13 protein-coding genes are annotated in these 15,438 nt (G+C 58.1%); 2 read left to right on the forward strand and 11 right to left on the reverse strand.

The features are described 5' to 3' along the window. The first annotated feature begins 135 nt into the window (after nt 1–135). Both fadB and fadA read left to right on the forward strand, forming a co-directional pair. Complete coding sequence (gene fadB, locus CWI75_RS01720) at nt 136–2,283, forward strand: fatty acid oxidation complex subunit alpha FadB (protein ID WP_101519730.1); 2,148 nt, start codon at nt 136–138, stop codon at nt 2,281–2,283. A 35-nt stretch (nt 2,284–2,318) separates the two neighbouring features. Continuing rightward, nucleotides 2,319–3,494, forward strand: coding sequence for an acetyl-CoA C-acyltransferase FadA (gene fadA, locus CWI75_RS01725; RefSeq protein WP_101519731.1), 1,176 nt, complete (start codon nt 2,319–2,321; stop codon nt 3,492–3,494). A gap of 81 nt (nt 3,495–3,575) precedes the next feature. Here the strand turns inward: fadA and CWI75_RS01730 are convergent, their stop codons facing one another. The 11 genes from CWI75_RS01730 to CWI75_RS01780 all read right to left on the reverse strand — a co-directional run bounded on the left by CWI75_RS01730 (nt 3,576) and on the right by CWI75_RS01780 (nt 15,151). Continuing rightward, nucleotides 3,576–3,893 carry a YqcC family protein gene (locus CWI75_RS01730; protein WP_101519732.1) on the reverse strand — a complete coding sequence of 106 codons (318 nt, stop codon included), beginning with the start codon at nt 3,891–3,893 and terminating at the stop codon, nt 3,576–3,578. Nucleotides 3,894–4,006: 113 nt separating this feature from the next. After that, nucleotides 4,007–4,309, reverse strand: a complete 303-nt coding sequence (locus tag CWI75_RS01735) for a P-II family nitrogen regulator (RefSeq protein WP_101519733.1) — start codon at nt 4,307–4,309, stop codon at nt 4,007–4,009. 2 nt (nt 4,310–4,311) lie between these two features. After that, nucleotides 4,312–5,259 carry a sodium-dependent bicarbonate transport family permease gene (locus tag CWI75_RS01740; protein WP_101519734.1) on the reverse strand — a complete coding sequence of 316 codons (948 nt, stop codon included), beginning with the start codon at nt 5,257–5,259 and terminating at the stop codon, nt 4,312–4,314. Continuing rightward, a complete protein-coding gene (locus CWI75_RS01745; RefSeq protein WP_101519735.1) occupies nt 5,252–6,358 on the reverse strand; it encodes a 5-(carboxyamino)imidazole ribonucleotide synthase in 1,107 nt (368 codons plus the stop codon). The genes CWI75_RS01740 and CWI75_RS01745 overlap by 8 nt, the downstream gene beginning before the upstream one ends. Continuing rightward, nucleotides 6,355–6,876: a 5-(carboxyamino)imidazole ribonucleotide mutase gene (gene purE, locus CWI75_RS01750; protein ID WP_101519736.1), complete on the reverse strand. Its 522-nt coding sequence runs from the start codon at nt 6,874–6,876 to the stop codon at nt 6,355–6,357. Before purE ends, CWI75_RS01745 begins: the two co-directional genes overlap by 4 nt. A 175-nt stretch (nt 6,877–7,051) precedes the next feature. Further along, nucleotides 7,052–8,038 carry an AraC family transcriptional regulator gene (locus CWI75_RS01755; protein WP_101519737.1) on the reverse strand — a complete coding sequence of 329 codons (987 nt, stop codon included), beginning with the start codon at nt 8,036–8,038 and terminating at the stop codon, nt 7,052–7,054. A gap of 101 nt (nt 8,039–8,139) precedes the next feature. Then, nucleotides 8,140–8,943, reverse strand: coding sequence for an SDR family oxidoreductase (locus CWI75_RS01760; protein WP_101519738.1), 804 nt, complete (start codon nt 8,941–8,943; stop codon nt 8,140–8,142). A gap of 40 nt (nt 8,944–8,983) precedes the next feature. Beyond that, entirely contained in the window at nt 8,984–9,553 is a 570-nt protein-coding gene (locus CWI75_RS01765) for a carboxymuconolactone decarboxylase family protein (protein WP_101519739.1), read from the reverse strand. Between the two features lie 9 nt (nt 9,554–9,562). Continuing rightward, a complete protein-coding gene (locus tag CWI75_RS01770; RefSeq protein ID WP_101519740.1) occupies nt 9,563–11,176 on the reverse strand; it encodes a phytoene desaturase family protein in 1,614 nt (537 codons plus the stop codon). Beyond that, nucleotides 11,160–12,692, reverse strand: coding sequence for a flavin-containing monooxygenase (locus CWI75_RS01775; RefSeq protein ID WP_101519741.1), 1,533 nt, complete (start codon nt 12,690–12,692; stop codon nt 11,160–11,162). Before CWI75_RS01775 ends, CWI75_RS01770 begins: the two co-directional genes overlap by 17 nt. 122 nt (nt 12,693–12,814) lie before the next feature. Then, nucleotides 12,815–15,151, reverse strand: a complete 2,337-nt coding sequence (locus CWI75_RS01780) for a TonB-dependent receptor (RefSeq protein ID WP_101519742.1) — start codon at nt 15,149–15,151, stop codon at nt 12,815–12,817. Nucleotides 15,152–15,438 lie beyond the last annotated feature (287 nt).

Here is a 15,438-nt window from a genome sequence, read left to right on the forward strand (position 1 = left end):
GGCCCGGGGCAATCAGCAGAGGCGCTTTCAAGGCGGTTCACGCCGACCCGTTCCGCCGTTACACTACGCGCCCGGCTATACTGTTCCAGGCAGCACCAAACGGTACCTCCCGATCCACTGACACAGGACAGCGACATGATCTACCAAAGTGACGCGCTTACTATTGACCGCCTTGACGGCGACATCGCTGAGCTAAATTTCAACCTGAAAGGCGAATCCGTCAACAAATTCGACCAGGCCACGGTCAGCAGCCTCGCCGCCGCACTGGACAAGCTGGAGGGAGAAACAGGCATAAAAGGCCTGCTGGTCACCAGCGGCAAACCGGTCTTCATCGTCGGCGCTGACATCACCGAATTCACCGGCCTTTTTGACGCCGGTGCAGACGAGATCAAGGGCTTTACCAGCGCCAATAACGCCAACCTGAATCGTCTGCAAAACCTGCCCTTTCCCAGTTGCGTCGCCATCAACGGCTTTGCCCTGGGGGGCGGCTTCGAGCTGTGCCTGGCCTGTGACTTCCGGGTAATGAGCACCGCAGCCAAAGTCGGCTTGCCGGAAACCAAACTGGGCATTTTACCGGGATGGGGGGGCACAGTGCGCCTGCCCCGGATTATCGGGGTGGATGAAGCCGCCACCTGGATTGCTACTGCCCAGGAGCAGCGCGCCGACAAAGCAATGAAAGTGGGTGCGGTAGATGCCGTTGCAGAGCCTGAACAGCTGCGCGCGGTGGCGCTGGCGACGTTGAACAATGCCGTTGCCGGTACGCTGGACTACAGTGCCCGACGCCAGGCGAAGAGCAGCCCCCTGCCGCTGAATGATACCGAGGCCACCATGGCCTTCTTCACCATGAAGTCGATGGTGCAGCAGCAGGCAGGAAGAAACTACCCGGCGCCGGTGAAAGCGGTTGATGTGATCGAACAGGCGCGCGGCATGGGTCTTGAAGAAGCGTTGCAGGTGGAGGCCCAGGGTTTTGCTGAACTGGCTACCACACCGGTGGCTGCGGCCCTGGTAGGGGTGTTCCTGGCGGACCAGCTGCTGGGCAAGAAAGCCCGGGACTGGGAAAAGAAAGCGGACCGCAAGGTTGCCAGGGCTGCCGTACTGGGCGCCGGGATCATGGGTGGTGGTATTGCCTACCAGTCCGCCTACAAGGGCGTGCCCATCCTGATGAAAGACATTAACCAGGAGGGTCTCGACCTCGGCCTGAAAGAGGCCAACAAGCTATTGGCCAAACGGGTTGACCGGGGCCGGATGAGTGCCACCGAGATGGGCGCGGTACTCAACAGTATTGATCCAACCCTCACCTACAGCGGTTTTGATGCCGTTGATATCGTGGTGGAAGCGGTGGTGGAGAACGCCAAGGTCAAGCACGCAGTGCTGGCGGAAACGGAAAAGCACATCAGCGATGACACTATCCTTGCTTCCAATACCTCGACCATCTCCATCACCTCGCTGGCCGAGGCCCTGTCGCGTCCGGAGAATTTCTGCGGCATGCACTTCTTCAACCCCGTGCATGCCATGCCCCTGGTGGAAGTCATTCGCGGCGAAAAAACCTCGGACCACGCCGTAGCGCGCACAGTGGCCTATGCCAACAAGATGGGCAAGAAAGCCGTGGTGGTAAAGGATTGCCCCGGGTTTCTGGTTAACCGGGTGTTGTTCCCCTACTTCGACGGCTTTTCGAAGTTGCTGCGCGACGGCGCCGACTTCCAGGCGGTCGACAAGGTCATGGAGCGGTGGGGCTGGCCTATGGGACCCGCCTACCTGATGGATGTGGTTGGCATTGATACCGGCGTCCACGCCAGTGCGGTCATGGCAGAGGGCTTTCCAGACCGGATGCAGCTGGATTTCAAGTCGGCGCCGGAAGTCATGTTCGAAAACCAGCGTTACGGCCAGAAAAACGGTAAGGGCTTCTATGCCTATGTGCCGGACAAGCGCGGCAAGCCACAGAAAACCGTCAGCGAAGAGACTTACAAACTGATGGAACCGGTGGTCGGCGAGCGTACCGAGTTCGCGGATGAAGATATTGTGGCCCGCATGATGCTGCCAATGGCCACGGAAATGGCCCGCTGCCTGGAGGAAGGTATTGTCGGCACCCCCGCGGAAGCCGACCTGGCCTTGCTCTACGGCCTTGGTTTTCCCCCTTTCCGCGGCGGCGTCTTCCGCTGGATGGATACAGTGGGCCTGGACTACATTGCGGCCATGTCGGACAAGTATGCCGACCTGGGCAAGGTCTATGAAATAACGGAAGGCATGCGGGCCAAACTGGCCTCTGGCGCAACCTACTATTAGGGCCGGAACGTCCTGGTAAACAAAGGAGAATTATCGTGAGTCTGAATCCAAGAGACGCCGTTATCGTTGACTTCGCCCGTAGCGCCATGGGTAAATCCAAGAACGGGTGCTTCCGCCACGTCCGCGCCGATGATATTTCCGTCGGCGTAATCAAGGGCCTGCTGGCTCGCAACGACAAGCTGGACGTGAACGAAATTGACGACCTGATCTGGGGCTGCGTATTGCAGCGTGAGGAACAGGGCTTCAACATCGCCCGCAACCTGGTGCTGCGGGCACAGCTGCCGTTCACCATTCCCGCCCAGACCGTTAATCGCCTGTGCGGATCATCCATGTCGGCTCTGCATACGGCCGCGGCCAATATCATGGCCGGGCTGGGGGATGTCTACCTGGTGGGTGGCGTGGAGCATTTGGGCCACCTGCCGATGACGGAATCGGTGGATCCCAATCCCAAACTGGGCCTGAATGTGGCCAAGGCCGCCGGGATGATGGGCATGACTGCCGAGTATCTGGCGCTGATGCATGGTATCGGCCGGGAACAGCAGGACCAGCTCGGCTACCGCTCTCACCAGTTGGCGCACAAGGCTACCATTGAGGGCAAGTTCGAGCGGGAAATCATCCCCATTGAGGGCCATGACGAGGCGGGCGCCCTGGCCCTGATCAGCCGTGACGAAACCATCCGCCCGGAAACCACCCTGGAGGGCCTGGCTGCCCTGAAGCCGGTGTTCAATCCCAAGGGAGGCACGGTAACGGCGGGTACCTCGTCGCAACTGTCGGACGGGGCCTCCGCCATGCTGGTAATGTCTGCGGAGCGGGCACAGGCACTGGGCATGACCCCGATTGCCCGGATCAGGGGTATGGCCCTGGCGGGGGTTGACCCGTCAATCATGGGCTACGGCCCGGTACCCTCAACCAGAAAGGCGCTGCAGAAGCTCGGCCTGGGCATCCGTGATATCGAGATGGTGGAGTTGAACGAGGCCTTTGCCGCACAGGCGCTGCCGGTGCTCAAGGACCTTGACCTGCTGGATGACATGGAAGACAAGGTCAATGTCCACGGGGGTGCCATTGCCCTGGGCCACCCCTTCGGCTGTTCCGGCACCCGCATTACCGGCTCATTGCTGACCGTCATGCAGGACCGGGACCTGACCCTGGGTGTAGCTACCATGTGCATCGGCCTGGGCCAGGGTATTACCACGGTCGTAGAGCGCCTGTAAGCAGGACCTTGAATCCCGGTTAACGGTTTTATGGCCCGGCCACAGCGGCCGGGCCATAACGCCGGCGCCTCATTTGCGCCGTCACTCCCGGGTCAATAGAGTATCAATGCGTCGCAATGTCTCAAGCAGACCGCTAACGGCCAACTCCGAACCACTGAAATACTCTTCGGCCATGGGTGCTATTGCGCACCGCTCGGGTAGTGGAGCGTCCGTTTCCAGCATTTCGTACAGGGTGGGCAAAAAGACAAACTGCAGCCACTGGGGCAGGGTGAGGGTGTCGATGCAGAACGGCTCTACGGATGCCAGCGCCTCGCTTGAAGGCGGCACCTTGTCCCACAGGGACAGGCGGCGCAGCTCGGCTTCTATGTCAATAAGGGTGGTGGCTATGGCGGTGCGCATGGGAGTCTCCGGCTGGCGGCAGCCCCTGCGCGGGAAGCTGCACCCAAAGTGGCAATAAACTCATGCCGTGGGGAAAATTACAACCGTACCTGGGTAAACGGCTGTCATCACCGTTAAAACTTCTCCGGTCGCATGATTTCAACATCGCTGTGGTAAAGGATCATGGCGTAATGATCGTAGTAGTCTTCGCGCAAGTGGTCGGCAATATGCCGCGCGGTATCTTCATCGCACACCACTTCTATGCGGATATTGCGATTGCCCTCCCAGTTACCTTCACGAATGCCACGGGCACCTTTGCCCCGGGCGTCGGTGATGGTGTAACCGTGGGCGCCCCAACGATCAAGATCCTTGGTAAGCCTGGACTCGATAGCGGATTCGGTAACAATGGTCAGGAGGCGACGACGGTGCCTGTGCATGCTCAGGATGCTCCGGTATAACGGTAAAACTGTTCACTCAGCGCATGATACAGCGGAATACCGAGAATCACATTAAAGGGGAAAGTCACCCCAAGCGATGCCGCCAGGGACAGTGCCGGATTGGCCTCGGGCACTGAAATACGCATGGCCGCGGGCACCGCGATATACGAAGCACTGGCCGCGAGGGTGGCCAGCACGACGGCGCCACCCATGGACAAGCCCAGCAGCCACCCCAGCACCACACCGATAGTGGCGAACACTATTGGTGTAACTACGCCAAAGGCCAGCAGAAAAAGGCCGTAGCGACGCAAGCTGCCCAGATGGCTGGCAGTGACCAATCCCATCTCCAGCAGGAATAGCGCCAGCAAGCCCTGGAATGGATGGAAAAACAGCGGTTCAAGGGGCTTGATGCCCTCCTCACCCACCAGCCAGCCGATCAGCAGCCCCCCCACCAACAGTACAATACTCTTGCCCAGCAACACCTCGTGGGTAGAGGCTTTCCAGCCCGTGGTACCCCGCAGCCCCTTTGCCATTGCAATACCCACCAGGATGGCGGGCACCTCAAGCAGCACGACAAACAGTGGCATGTAGGCCTCGTAGGCGATATCCCGCGCAGCCAGGTAGGCAACGACAACGGCGAAGGTACCGACACTCACCGAACCATAGTGGGCCGCAATAGAAGCCGCGTCCGCCCGGGGCATGCGGCCGGGGCCCATGAGTATGGGATACACCAGAAATGGCAGTACAAAGCCCAGGGCAATGACCGCCAGCATCTGTGGCACCAGCTCAAAAAAAGGCTGCCTCGCCAGCTCGATGCCACCCTTCATACCAATCGCCAGCAGCAACAGGATACTGAGCAGCTCGTACACCTGTACCGGCAAACGCAGTTCGGATTTCAGGACCCCGGCAGTAACGCCGAGCAGGAAAAACAGAACTACCGGATCAAGCATGTGGGGGCGCTCCTTCGGCGGCATCGGCGAGTTCGATCAGGCGCTCAGTGTTTTTAGCCAGTTGCTCGGCGGTAGCGCCACACAGGGTGGCATGGCCCAGTTTGCGACCGGGCGCGGCTGACTTGCCATAACTGTGCAAATGTAATCCCGGGATGTCCAGCAGCTGCCTTGAATCGGGCATGTTGCCGATAAAATTCACCATGGCACTGTGTCCCCGGGCCTCGGTGCAGCCCAAAGGCAGGCCGGCGACTGCGCGCAGGTGATTTTCAAACTGCGAGGTTACCGCCCCTTCAATCGTCCAGTGCCCACTGTTGTGGACTCTCGGGGCGTATTCGTTGGCAAACAGCTCATCGCCACACTGGAACAGCTCCAGGGCCAGGACACCCACATAATCCAGCGCGACCAGCAGGCGTTCACAATACTTCTCGGCCAGGGCCTGCAGGGGATTGCCTGGCCGGCACAGTGACAGGCGCAGAATACCGTTGCGGTGGCGGTTCTCCGATAGCGGCCAGAAGCGGCAAACGCCGTCGCGACCGCGCACCCCGATAATGGATAATTCGCGCTCGAACGGTACGACGGATTCCAGAATGGCGGGCACCTCTCCCAGACTGTGCCACGCGGCAAGCGCCTCGCCGGGTTCGCGTATCATCGCCTGCCCTTTGCCGTCGTATCCCATGCGCCGGGTTTTGAGTATCGCAGGCAGACCGGTGATCGCCAGTGCAGAGGCCATGTCCGCCGCGGAATCCACCGCGGCATATTGCGCCGTTGGCAGCTCCAGCCTATTCAGCAATTCTTTCTCGTGCAGGCGCTCCTGGGCGATGGCAACCGCTTCGTCACTGGGTGCCAGCAGGCCACGCTGATGGAAATATTGCAGGGTAGGGAGCGGCACGTGCTCCAGCTCACAGGTGACCCGATCAGCCCCGGTGGCAAGTGTCGCCCACGCATCCTGGTCAGTAAAGGGTGCCTGCAGATGGGTACCCAGGCTGGCGGCACACGCATCGGCTTCGGGTGCCAGGAACATAAAGCGCATGCCCAGCGGGGTCCCCGCCAGCGCCAGCATACGCGCCAGCTGGCCGCCACCCAGTATTCCTATCCTCATGATAGCGGTAACCGGGGGTCGGGTCCGGCCAACACCCTGTTGGATTGCTGCTCACGAAAATCCCGCAGGCGTTCACGCAGGGCCGGATCATTACCCGCCAGTATGGCAGCGGCCAGCAACGCAGCATTGACCGCGCCCGCAGCCCCGATAGCCAGCGTACCCACGGGTATTCCCGCGGGCATTTGCACAATCGACAACAGCGAATCCATGCCGTTCAGGGTCTTGGACTGCACCGGCACTCCCAATACCGGGAGCAGGGTTTTGGCGGCCATCATCCCCGGCAGATGCGCGGCGCCGCCGGCACCGGCGATAATTACCCGCAGCCCCCGCTCCTCGGCCGCGTCGGCATAGGCAAACAGTTTATCCGGGGTACGATGAGCGGACACCACCTCCACCTCGAAGGGCAACTGCAGGCTGGTCAATGTATCGGCGGCGCCCTGCATGGTCTCCCAGTCGGACCGGGAGCCCATGATAATGGCGACCAGCGGTGGCGCTTGCGGGGCAGAGCTATCAGACATGGTTGAATCTCGCATCAGGCCACGGTGGTGGCAAAGTCATAGCGGAGAGCATCCTACCTAAAACCCTCGATAAGATAAATTCGATTTTAGTATCAATTTTCATCGGCAATACCTGAGGTAACTTTACCCAGGCATCCCCTCTCGGTTAGAGGTTGCGTAGATCCCGCCCTCCTCCCTACCTGCGTGCAACAGTCTCAGAGGGCAATTCGCCGTACACCTGACGGTATAGAGCCGCGAAACGCCCAAGTTGGGTAAAACCGTATTCGGTGGCTATTTGTGTAACACTGGTATCACGGCAGGTCTGTAGTGCACTACGAACCGCCTGCAACCGCGTTTGCTGCACATAGCGCATTGGGGAAATATTCTGGAACTGCCTGAACCCTTCGTACAGGCGACGCTCGCTGACGCCCGTGAGTTCCACCAGCGTCTCCATGGACAGGTTCTCCGAGATATGACCATGGATGTAATCCATCGCCAGCCTGACATGACGCGGTCGCACCGTCTGCGTATCGTTCAACAGCGGAGCGGTATAATTGTGATTCAATGAGTAGAGAAGCGCCCTGATGATATTGTCCAGCTCGGTTTCCAGGATTTCGGTATTGCGGTAAAAACTGCATTCCTGGCTGTATTCGCAAATAAACGATAACAGGTGCCGCCACCAGGAGGCGTGTTGCGCGTTGCCGTTCTCCATGGCCGTGTCAAATACAAGAGCACCCTGCACGGGCATACCGAGACATGAGGCGGCGATTCTCTCCAGCCTGTCCTTGGTAATCTGCACCGTAAACTGTCGGCAGTCGTGACTCCAGACCATTTTGGTGAAAGCCGAGGGATTGATGACCGAGGCGCGGGAGGGGTCGGATTCTATGACCTGGCCGCCGCTCTCGATGTGCGCCCGTCCTTGCAGTGGCAGCTGGATGAGATAGAAGTCCTTCAGATAGCCCGGCTCTATACAGCTCTCAGTGCCGTACTGCATATAGTTAAAGCTGATGCCTCGGAAGGGCATATGATACAAGAAGGCATCCACCTTCCCAGATCGCGAGGAAAGTCTATGGTCACAGTACACCTGGCTGACCCGGGACCGGGCCTCATCCAGATCAGAGGTCTGAAATAGCCTGTATTCAGGTCTTCGGATCAACCGGGTCTGGTCTGCAATCTCTTCCACCGCCGTACCCTTTCCTCGCGCCGCCTGGTTGTCGTGATATCACAGATATCTGGTTACTTCAAATATAAAATATTTGCGCCGGAGGACGCTTGCTGCTCTCGCTACTGGTGACCGCTGTCCCCCTCCATCAACAACGGCATGAGGGGGTAGTGTTGCTCTGGTCCCATGGCCCCGTAGCCACCATCTACGGGTACATCTCCTCCAGTCATGTAGGAAGCTTCCTCTGATGCAACAAAAGAGACTACGGCGGCGACCTCCTCCGCGTTCGATACCCGGCCCATCAGGTTGTAGGGTGTGGACACTTTATCGGCGTGTGCCCGGTTGTCCCCGGTCAAACCTTCAAAGGGGTCCGACCAGCAATGCCCGATAGTCACTGAGTTTACCCGTACACCGCGAGCCGCGTATTCCACGGCCTGCGTCCTCGAAAGATGCCGCAGGGCCGCCTTGGATACGGGATAGGCCCAGCGACCAATGTGGGGAAATTGTCCGGAAATCGACCCGATATTCACAATGTTGCCGCGTGCGGCGGCGAGGTGCTCAAGCGCGGTCTCTCCCAGTATTGCAGCGGATATCACATTGGTGTTGAGCGTGGAAAGCCAGGTGTCCCGCGTGGTTTCCGCGCCATCATCGCCGTAGACACAGGCATTGTTCACCAGGATATGCAGGGCGCCGAAGTGCTCCACGGCGCGTGCGACCAGGTGCCGCAGATCGTCATCCCGGGTAATATCCGTTTGCACATACAGGGCTCTTTCCCCAAGCTGTGTCGCCAGTGCTTCACCCTTGTCCCCACTGCGTGCCGCAATCACAACCCTTGCCCCCTCCGCGTGTAACTTGCTGGTTATCGCCTTGCCTATGGAGGCGGCACCGCCGGTAATAATCGCCACCTTATTGTCCAGTCTTCCCATAATACTTCTCCCGATAAGTCTTCAGTCAAATGCCGGGCCGTCAATCCGACTGGCCAGCCTGCGGTCCAAAATTCTCGTAGTCGTAGTCGGTTTTGAGTGCCAGATTAAGGCGGTTGTAAGAAGCAAAATCGCTGACCAGGTGCACCAGTTGCAATACACCTTTGTCAGTCAGGCCGCTGGCTTTCAAGGCATCAATATCTGCCTGATCGATGGAACGCGGCTCGTCATTTACCTTCAGCGCGAAATCAAGCATGACCTTGATTTTCACTTCCCCGACCGCAGAGATGCCCTCGGCCGCCAGCTCCTGCACGTAGGCTTCCGATGCATTGAGCCCGTGGCCCAATATCGTGCAGAAGGCCCCCGTGCAATAGGCGCAGCCGTTGGCGCGGGAAACCAGAATGCCGATGTGCTGGATAGTCTCCGGTGATAACTCACCCGACTCCCACAGGACTTTGGTAGCGCCGAGCTTGGCCTTCATGAATTCGGGGAAATTCAACTCCAACAGGAAATGGTTGGGCACTTTCCCTTCCATTTCCGTGACCCATTCGGATATCCCCAAGATTTCGGGATCAGAAATCGAACTCTGTTCATGCAGTTTCAAAAGCGCCATACAAACTCCTCAAGATAATAATCCACGGGCAACCATATAACCCGAATTCCCTGCCAGTCCCGGACCGGGATGGGTAGAAGCACCGATGTGGTACAGGTTCCGCACCGGTGTTTCGTGATTTTTCAATGCCCTCAATGGACGCCAGAGCAAAAACTGCTGCATACCACAGTGCCCTGAGTAGGGATCCCCGCCAACAAGATTGGCATTAATGCTTTCGAGATCGTGTGGTGACAGCACAACCCTGCCGCGTATATTGCCCTCAAGCCCGGGGATATGCTCGCTGATACGTGCCACGACCCTGTCTGCATAACGCTCCGCGATCTCCCGCGTCCACTGGCCGTCCTCCGGCGTCTCAATCTGCCCGGCTGCATCTCCGCGTATAATCGAAGGTAGCTCCTGCAGCTGAATCCAGAGAATGGCCTTACCTTCAGGAGCCCGGGAAGGATCCAGGACCGTGGGCTGCCCCACAACGATCGTCGGCTCTGCCGGCAGCAGGCCGCACTCGGCCTGGGTTACGGCCAGGGAAACCGCATCCAGCCCGCTGCACAAGTGCACCATGGCCACATCGTCGAGTTGAGGGTCGCGCCACTGCGGCATGCTGTCCAGCGCCAGATGAATCTGCATACAGGCGTTGCCGAAGCGGAAGTGCCCCGCCTGTTCTCGCACGGCTTCCGGCACCCATTCGGGCTCCAGCAAAGAAAAATACAACTGCTGTGGAGTGACGCTACCTATAACCGCCTTGCGGGCCTCTATTTTGACGGTCTGGGGCCCCTCAATACTCCCGAACTGCCTGTGCAGGCACTCCACACCCTGCGCTCGGCGGTTTTCGACCATAACTCGCCGAACGTCAGTGTTAGCATGCAGTTCACCACCGTACTCCTCAATCAGGCCGCGGAATGCCCGTACCAGGTTATCGCTGCCGCCCTTGACCACCGGCATACCTGCGGATTCGAGGCTAAAGGTGATTACCCGGCTCATGGCGCCGGAGAAATTGGCCTCGGGTCCCAGCCCCGTGTGCAATATCCATGGCGCCAGCAATGACCTGACCAAACCGGACCTGAAATAGCGTCCCAACCAGTCCCTGCTAGACGCCATCGCTTCGCCTGCATACAGATTGAGCCCTGCCAGGCCGCGGGCACGCCACTCCCGCCACAGCAGTCGAAGCGTCGCGAAACTGAAGATTTCACTGCTTAGCAAGCTGAAAGTAAGTTCGGCGTCGCGCTCCATTTCCGCCATGGTTTGCGCATATCTGTCGCCGTCACCCTCACAAAGTGCATTGAGTACGGCGATGTTTTGTTCGCGGCAGGTGCTGAGAACCAGTGACTCCCCGGCGGGGGTCGCCACCGCGGTGGGTTTTTCGGTATTAAGATAAACAAGGCCATGACGCGCCAGATCTGCGCCCAGTGCCTGGTAGCTGGGGGAGGTCACAAATAGAGGATGCCAGCCCGACAGGACATCATGACGGAATCCTTCCTCGGTGATCTCCGCTGTCTTGATACATCCGCCCAGGTAGTCGTTGCGTTCGAGTACGCAAACCGAATGGCCGGCCTTCGCCAGGAGCGCAGCGCAGCAGAGGGAATTTATCCCGCTGCCGACGAGAACAAAATCATACGCCTTTTTCATAACCGAGCTCGACGGGTACGGCGGCTTGCCTCGCATACTTCTTCTGCAGCCCGGGCAGTATATGTGCATAGTCACTGGGATCCAGCGCGCGAAACCATTGCTTTACACGTGTCAGGACACCCAGGTTTATATCCATATCGTCGAGAAGCTCGTCGATATGGTGAATCGAGAAGGGAATGATATTGGTACCCTTGGAGTGTTTGCCGTCGGTTCTCGCCTCCATCCAGGCAAGCTTGCGGTCGGCATAGTCATTCTGCGCTTCCAGCGAGGGCAGCTCGATGCCGCCGTTCAGGTAGTCCGCCAGCCACAGGGCGGCAATTTCGCAGTTCAACTGGCTGAAGAAAGAGGAGTTATAACCATTGAACGCCAATCGTGGAACACCGATGGGGAGCACAGAGCGGTAGAGCCTGAAGTTACCCTCACTGTCGGTGACTTTCTGCATGATGGCCTCATCCAGAAAGGGACAGACCTGGCGCCAGCCGGTGCCACATATCACCAGGTCAGCAGGAATCGTCTCGCCACTATCGAGGATGGCCTTGCCCGGTTCCAGCCTGGTGATTTGCGCGTTTTTCCTTATCCCTATCTCTCCCGACTCTATCTTTTCATAGAAGCCGTCGGTGACCAGGCTGACCGTTGAGCGCGCAATACTTTCCAGGGGCTTGTTGGGATGCAGGCCGAGCCGCCGAAGATGCAATTGCCGCTCAATAACCCACTCCATGGAACCGAGCATGCCACGGCGCAGCGGGTTGCCGATGCCGTGCAGGAACCGCTCGAAGCCACGCAGGCGAATATACCGAAAGAGCGCTTCGCTCAGCCGGGTCAGAAAGAGGTGCTTGAAATTGAGCACATTCGCCAGGTGCTTTGGCAGTTTCCAGATCAGGTTGCGTGCCACTACTGTTGTAGCCGCCGTCGAATCAGCGATTGCATTGGCGACGTCGCAGGAGGATTTACCATAGCCCACCACCAGAACATGTTTGTCCCTGGCCGCTTGTTTGTCATTGAACTGGCTGGTATGCAAAACCCGTCCACCCTCCGCCTCGAACTCCTCTGCTCCGGGGTAATCCGGAACCATGGGAACGGAGAATATGCCGTTGGCAATGATCAGATAGTCGAAATACGTTGTTGTGAACTGCTCCCCACCCGCTGGGTTCGCTGTCCGCACGGTGATTGCCCAGCGCATGTCCCCCTCTTCAAAGCTCGCATCGGTAACTTCGGAATTCAGGTGAATGCGGTCAAGAAAACCAAAGAACACTGCATAAGAATGCATATAGGCTTGCACCTGCTCTCCACTGGGCCACTCGGGATAATCCGACGGCATCGGATAATCCGAGAGCGCATATGTCGAACGCGGATTCTGTGTGGTCAGGCCGGGGTAGCGCCGGGACGCCGACCAGACTCCCCCAACTTCAGCTTCCTTCTCGTAAATGGTTACCTCATATCCCATGGCGCCGAAGACCCTGGCGGCACTCAGCCCACCGAATCCCGCACCTACGATACATATGGTTTTAATCGACATTTTTTTACATCTCCGCAGGTCGGTGGTTTGCCGTTACAACGACCGGGTTCAGGTATTCGCGCCGGGTCTGTTCGTGTACATCGGTTACGGCCCTCAACGCGCAAGACAAGCCTTGCTGCTACTCAAAACTCGATCTTGTAGGTCAGGTACCATTGAGCTGGCCGGGCTACGACAACCTCTTGCGACTGAAAGGCATCGCCGGCAACCCCGGTGACAAAGTAATCCTCGTCGGTCAGGTTTTTTACACCGAATGTGACACGGTGTTTGTCGACGGGGCTCACCCAGCTGATACTGGCATCGAGTACCGAGTAACCATCCTGTGCGATGACGGGAGAGTTGAAGGTGTCGTTATAGGTCCGGGACTGATAGGAGACATTGCCGCGGGCGATAATGGCCGCCCCGCTATCAAGGCCGAATTCCCGGGAGGCGCCCATATTCATGGTCCATTCAGGAACCCGCTCAAACGCATTGTCCCTGGAGAACAAAGCGGTGGCTTCATCGAGTTCATCGTATGAGGCATCGATGTAGCCCACTCCCACGTCGAACAACCATCCCCTGCCGGGTATCAGCTTGGCCTCCAGCTCAAAGCCGTCAATACTGGCACTGCCCGCATTTTCAGTGACCGGCGCGACACTGGTGAAGACCTGGACCTGCAGGTCTTTATAATCTGTATGAAAAAGTGCGCCATTCACGGTAAAGCGATTGTCGGCGGAAGCATATTTGATACCCAGTTCGTAGACCTCGACAAACTCGGGGAAAAACGTGGGAATAAGATCGCTATCCGGCGTCCCGGCGGGAGCGGTAAACCCCGCCACTATGGGAGGAAACACCCGCTGGGTGAACCCACCTGATTTGAAACCTTTCGAGTAACTCCCGTAAATCATCAGGTCGTCGCTCGCCTGATAGGCGAGGCTCACCATGGGTGTGGTCTCGGTGATTTCGATCTCCTTCTCCACGAAGGGAAGCACGCGCGTACCCGCCTGCATGAACGGCGCATCGAGCAGGGGATGCCCGCTGCCGGCAAATGGATTGCTGATGATTTGCTGGTCAGGTAGGAAACTCTTTTCCTCCTCTGTATAACGCAGGCCGAGCGTAGCACTCCATTTTACGGCAAAGTCATAGGTGAGCTGGCCATAAGCGGCCCGGGCTTCATTGTCGAAGGCACCACCACTGCGGAAGCTTGAAATCGAGAAATCGAGCAGATTGATGTTGTCGCCTTCCTCCTTGAAATAGTAGCCGCCAAGAATCCAGTTCAGCGCTTGCGTTTCACCCAACAGCTGAAACTCCTGGCTGAACTGTTCCTGCTGCAGATCATCGAAGAACTGGGATATCACTAGTGGTGAGTGATCCCCGTCACGGGAGAACTGGCTGTCCAGGTCGCGAAATGCCGTGATCGAACGCAACTCCAGGCTTTCACTGAGGCCCCAGCTTATATTGGCACTCGCGCCCCACAGATCCAGTTCCGAAAACGCGGGAGCGGTGCCTGCGTTGTAGTCATCACCCTGAATATACCGGTTATCGTAGCAACCCGGCACGGCCAGGTTCAGCGGCATATCGGGTGTTGCGCAAGGAACCGGCGGACCACCAGCCGCGAGGTTGGCGCCGACATTGTGAATGACTGCCATGGGAGGCGTGTCCGGGTCAATCGGACTGCCATGGTTAATGCCGACCAGGGTAAATGCGGGACCGTTCTCGCGATCCCGGGTTGCGTCCACTGCAAGGTCTACTGTGAGATTTGCGGAGGGCAGCCAACGCAGGGCGAATCGTCCTGTCAGGGTATCGTCGTCGCCCAGATCCACACCGTCTTCCCGCGTCACATAGCCGTCACGGCTGAAGCTGGCCACGCTCAACATGGAATACAGTGTGTCACTGAGCGGAATATCAATACTCGCCGAGAGATCGGCGCGATTATCGTCGCCCACGGTCACGGACGCGCTGCCGCGAAATTCGGGTCCCGGCTTGCGGGTGGTCAGGCTGATTGCGCCACCGATCGTGTTGCGCCCAAATAGCGTGCCCTGCGGGCCGCGAAGCACCTCCACCTGCTCGACATCGACGAGGTCCAGAATCGCACCCACGGACCGGGCGATATAAACCCCATCCACATAAATGCCCACTCCCGGCTCTGTAGTGGGCAGAAATTCCTTCTGGCCCACACCCCGAATATAAACGGCCGCGGAATTACTGGAGCCGCTGAAGCTCGGGTTGTTCTGGAATGTCAGGTTGGGTGTATAGCTGGCAATCTCCCCGATATTGGTAACACCACGATATTCGAGTGTGTCTCCGGAAAACGCCGAGATGGCGATTGGCGCATCCTGCAGTCCTTCTTCACGTTTACGTGCGGTAACTACCACTTCTTCCAGCAACGCCGATGTTCGGTCTTGTTGCCCATAGGCAGGTAAGGCACTCGGAAATATTAATAACGGCAGTGCCGCGAACGCTACTGATTTACAGTGGACCATGTTTGCCCCCGGTTGACTTAGGTTTTTATGGTTATGATTTTTGTCTTGGGTCAATTATTGGCAGGATTAATGCGGCGCTACTATTCAGTTACTGCAGGCAATGTGCAGTCACTGCGGATTTTTGGGCGCAGGGAGGGGCAATCCCTCTACTTACCTGTGTCGAGAAACATACTCGTTTGTGCAGCACACCCTTGGGTTGCCGGTTTCTTCAGCGTCTGTCCACTGGTTGCGGCCTGGCAGTGGTGTCGGGTGTAAAAAAATCTGGCAGCGGCTAGCAGTGATCGCTG

Source organism: Kineobactrum sediminis (genome assembly GCF_002868715.1).
Lineage (GTDB): Bacteria > Pseudomonadota > Gammaproteobacteria > Pseudomonadales > Halieaceae > Kineobactrum > Kineobactrum sediminis.

Bases quoted from the DNA above. Each gene is read 5' to 3' on its own strand.
- CWI75_RS01745 (WP_101519735.1), bottom strand. From the start codon at position 6,358: ATGAGGATAGGAATACTGGGTGGCGGCCAGCTGGCGCGTATGCTGGCG.
- CWI75_RS01780 (WP_101519742.1), bottom strand. From the start codon at position 15,151: ATGGTCCACTGTAAATCAGTAGCGTTCGCGGCACTGCCGTTATTAATA.
- CWI75_RS01775 (WP_101519741.1), bottom strand. From the start codon at position 12,692: ATGTCGATTAAAACCATATGTATCGTAGGTGCGGGATTCGGTGGGCTG.
- CWI75_RS01730 (WP_101519732.1), bottom strand. From the start codon at position 3,893: ATGCGCACCGCCATAGCCACCACCCTTATTGACATAGAAGCCGAGCTG.
- CWI75_RS01770 (WP_101519740.1), bottom strand. From the start codon at position 11,176: ATGAAAAAGGCGTATGATTTTGTTCTCGTCGGCAGCGGGATAAATTCC.
- fadB (WP_101519730.1), top strand. From the start codon at position 136: ATGATCTACCAAAGTGACGCGCTTACTATTGACCGCCTTGACGGCGAC.
- CWI75_RS01740 (WP_101519734.1), bottom strand. From the start codon at position 5,259: ATGCTTGATCCGGTAGTTCTGTTTTTCCTGCTCGGCGTTACTGCCGGG.
- CWI75_RS01735 (WP_101519733.1), bottom strand. From the start codon at position 4,309: ATGCACAGGCACCGTCGTCGCCTCCTGACCATTGTTACCGAATCCGCT.
- CWI75_RS01765 (WP_101519739.1), bottom strand. From the start codon at position 9,553: ATGGCGCTTTTGAAACTGCATGAACAGAGTTCGATTTCTGATCCCGAA.
- purE (WP_101519736.1), bottom strand. From the start codon at position 6,876: ATGTCTGATAGCTCTGCCCCGCAAGCGCCACCGCTGGTCGCCATTATC.
- CWI75_RS01760 (WP_101519738.1), bottom strand. From the start codon at position 8,943: ATGGGAAGACTGGACAATAAGGTGGCGATTATTACCGGCGGTGCCGCC.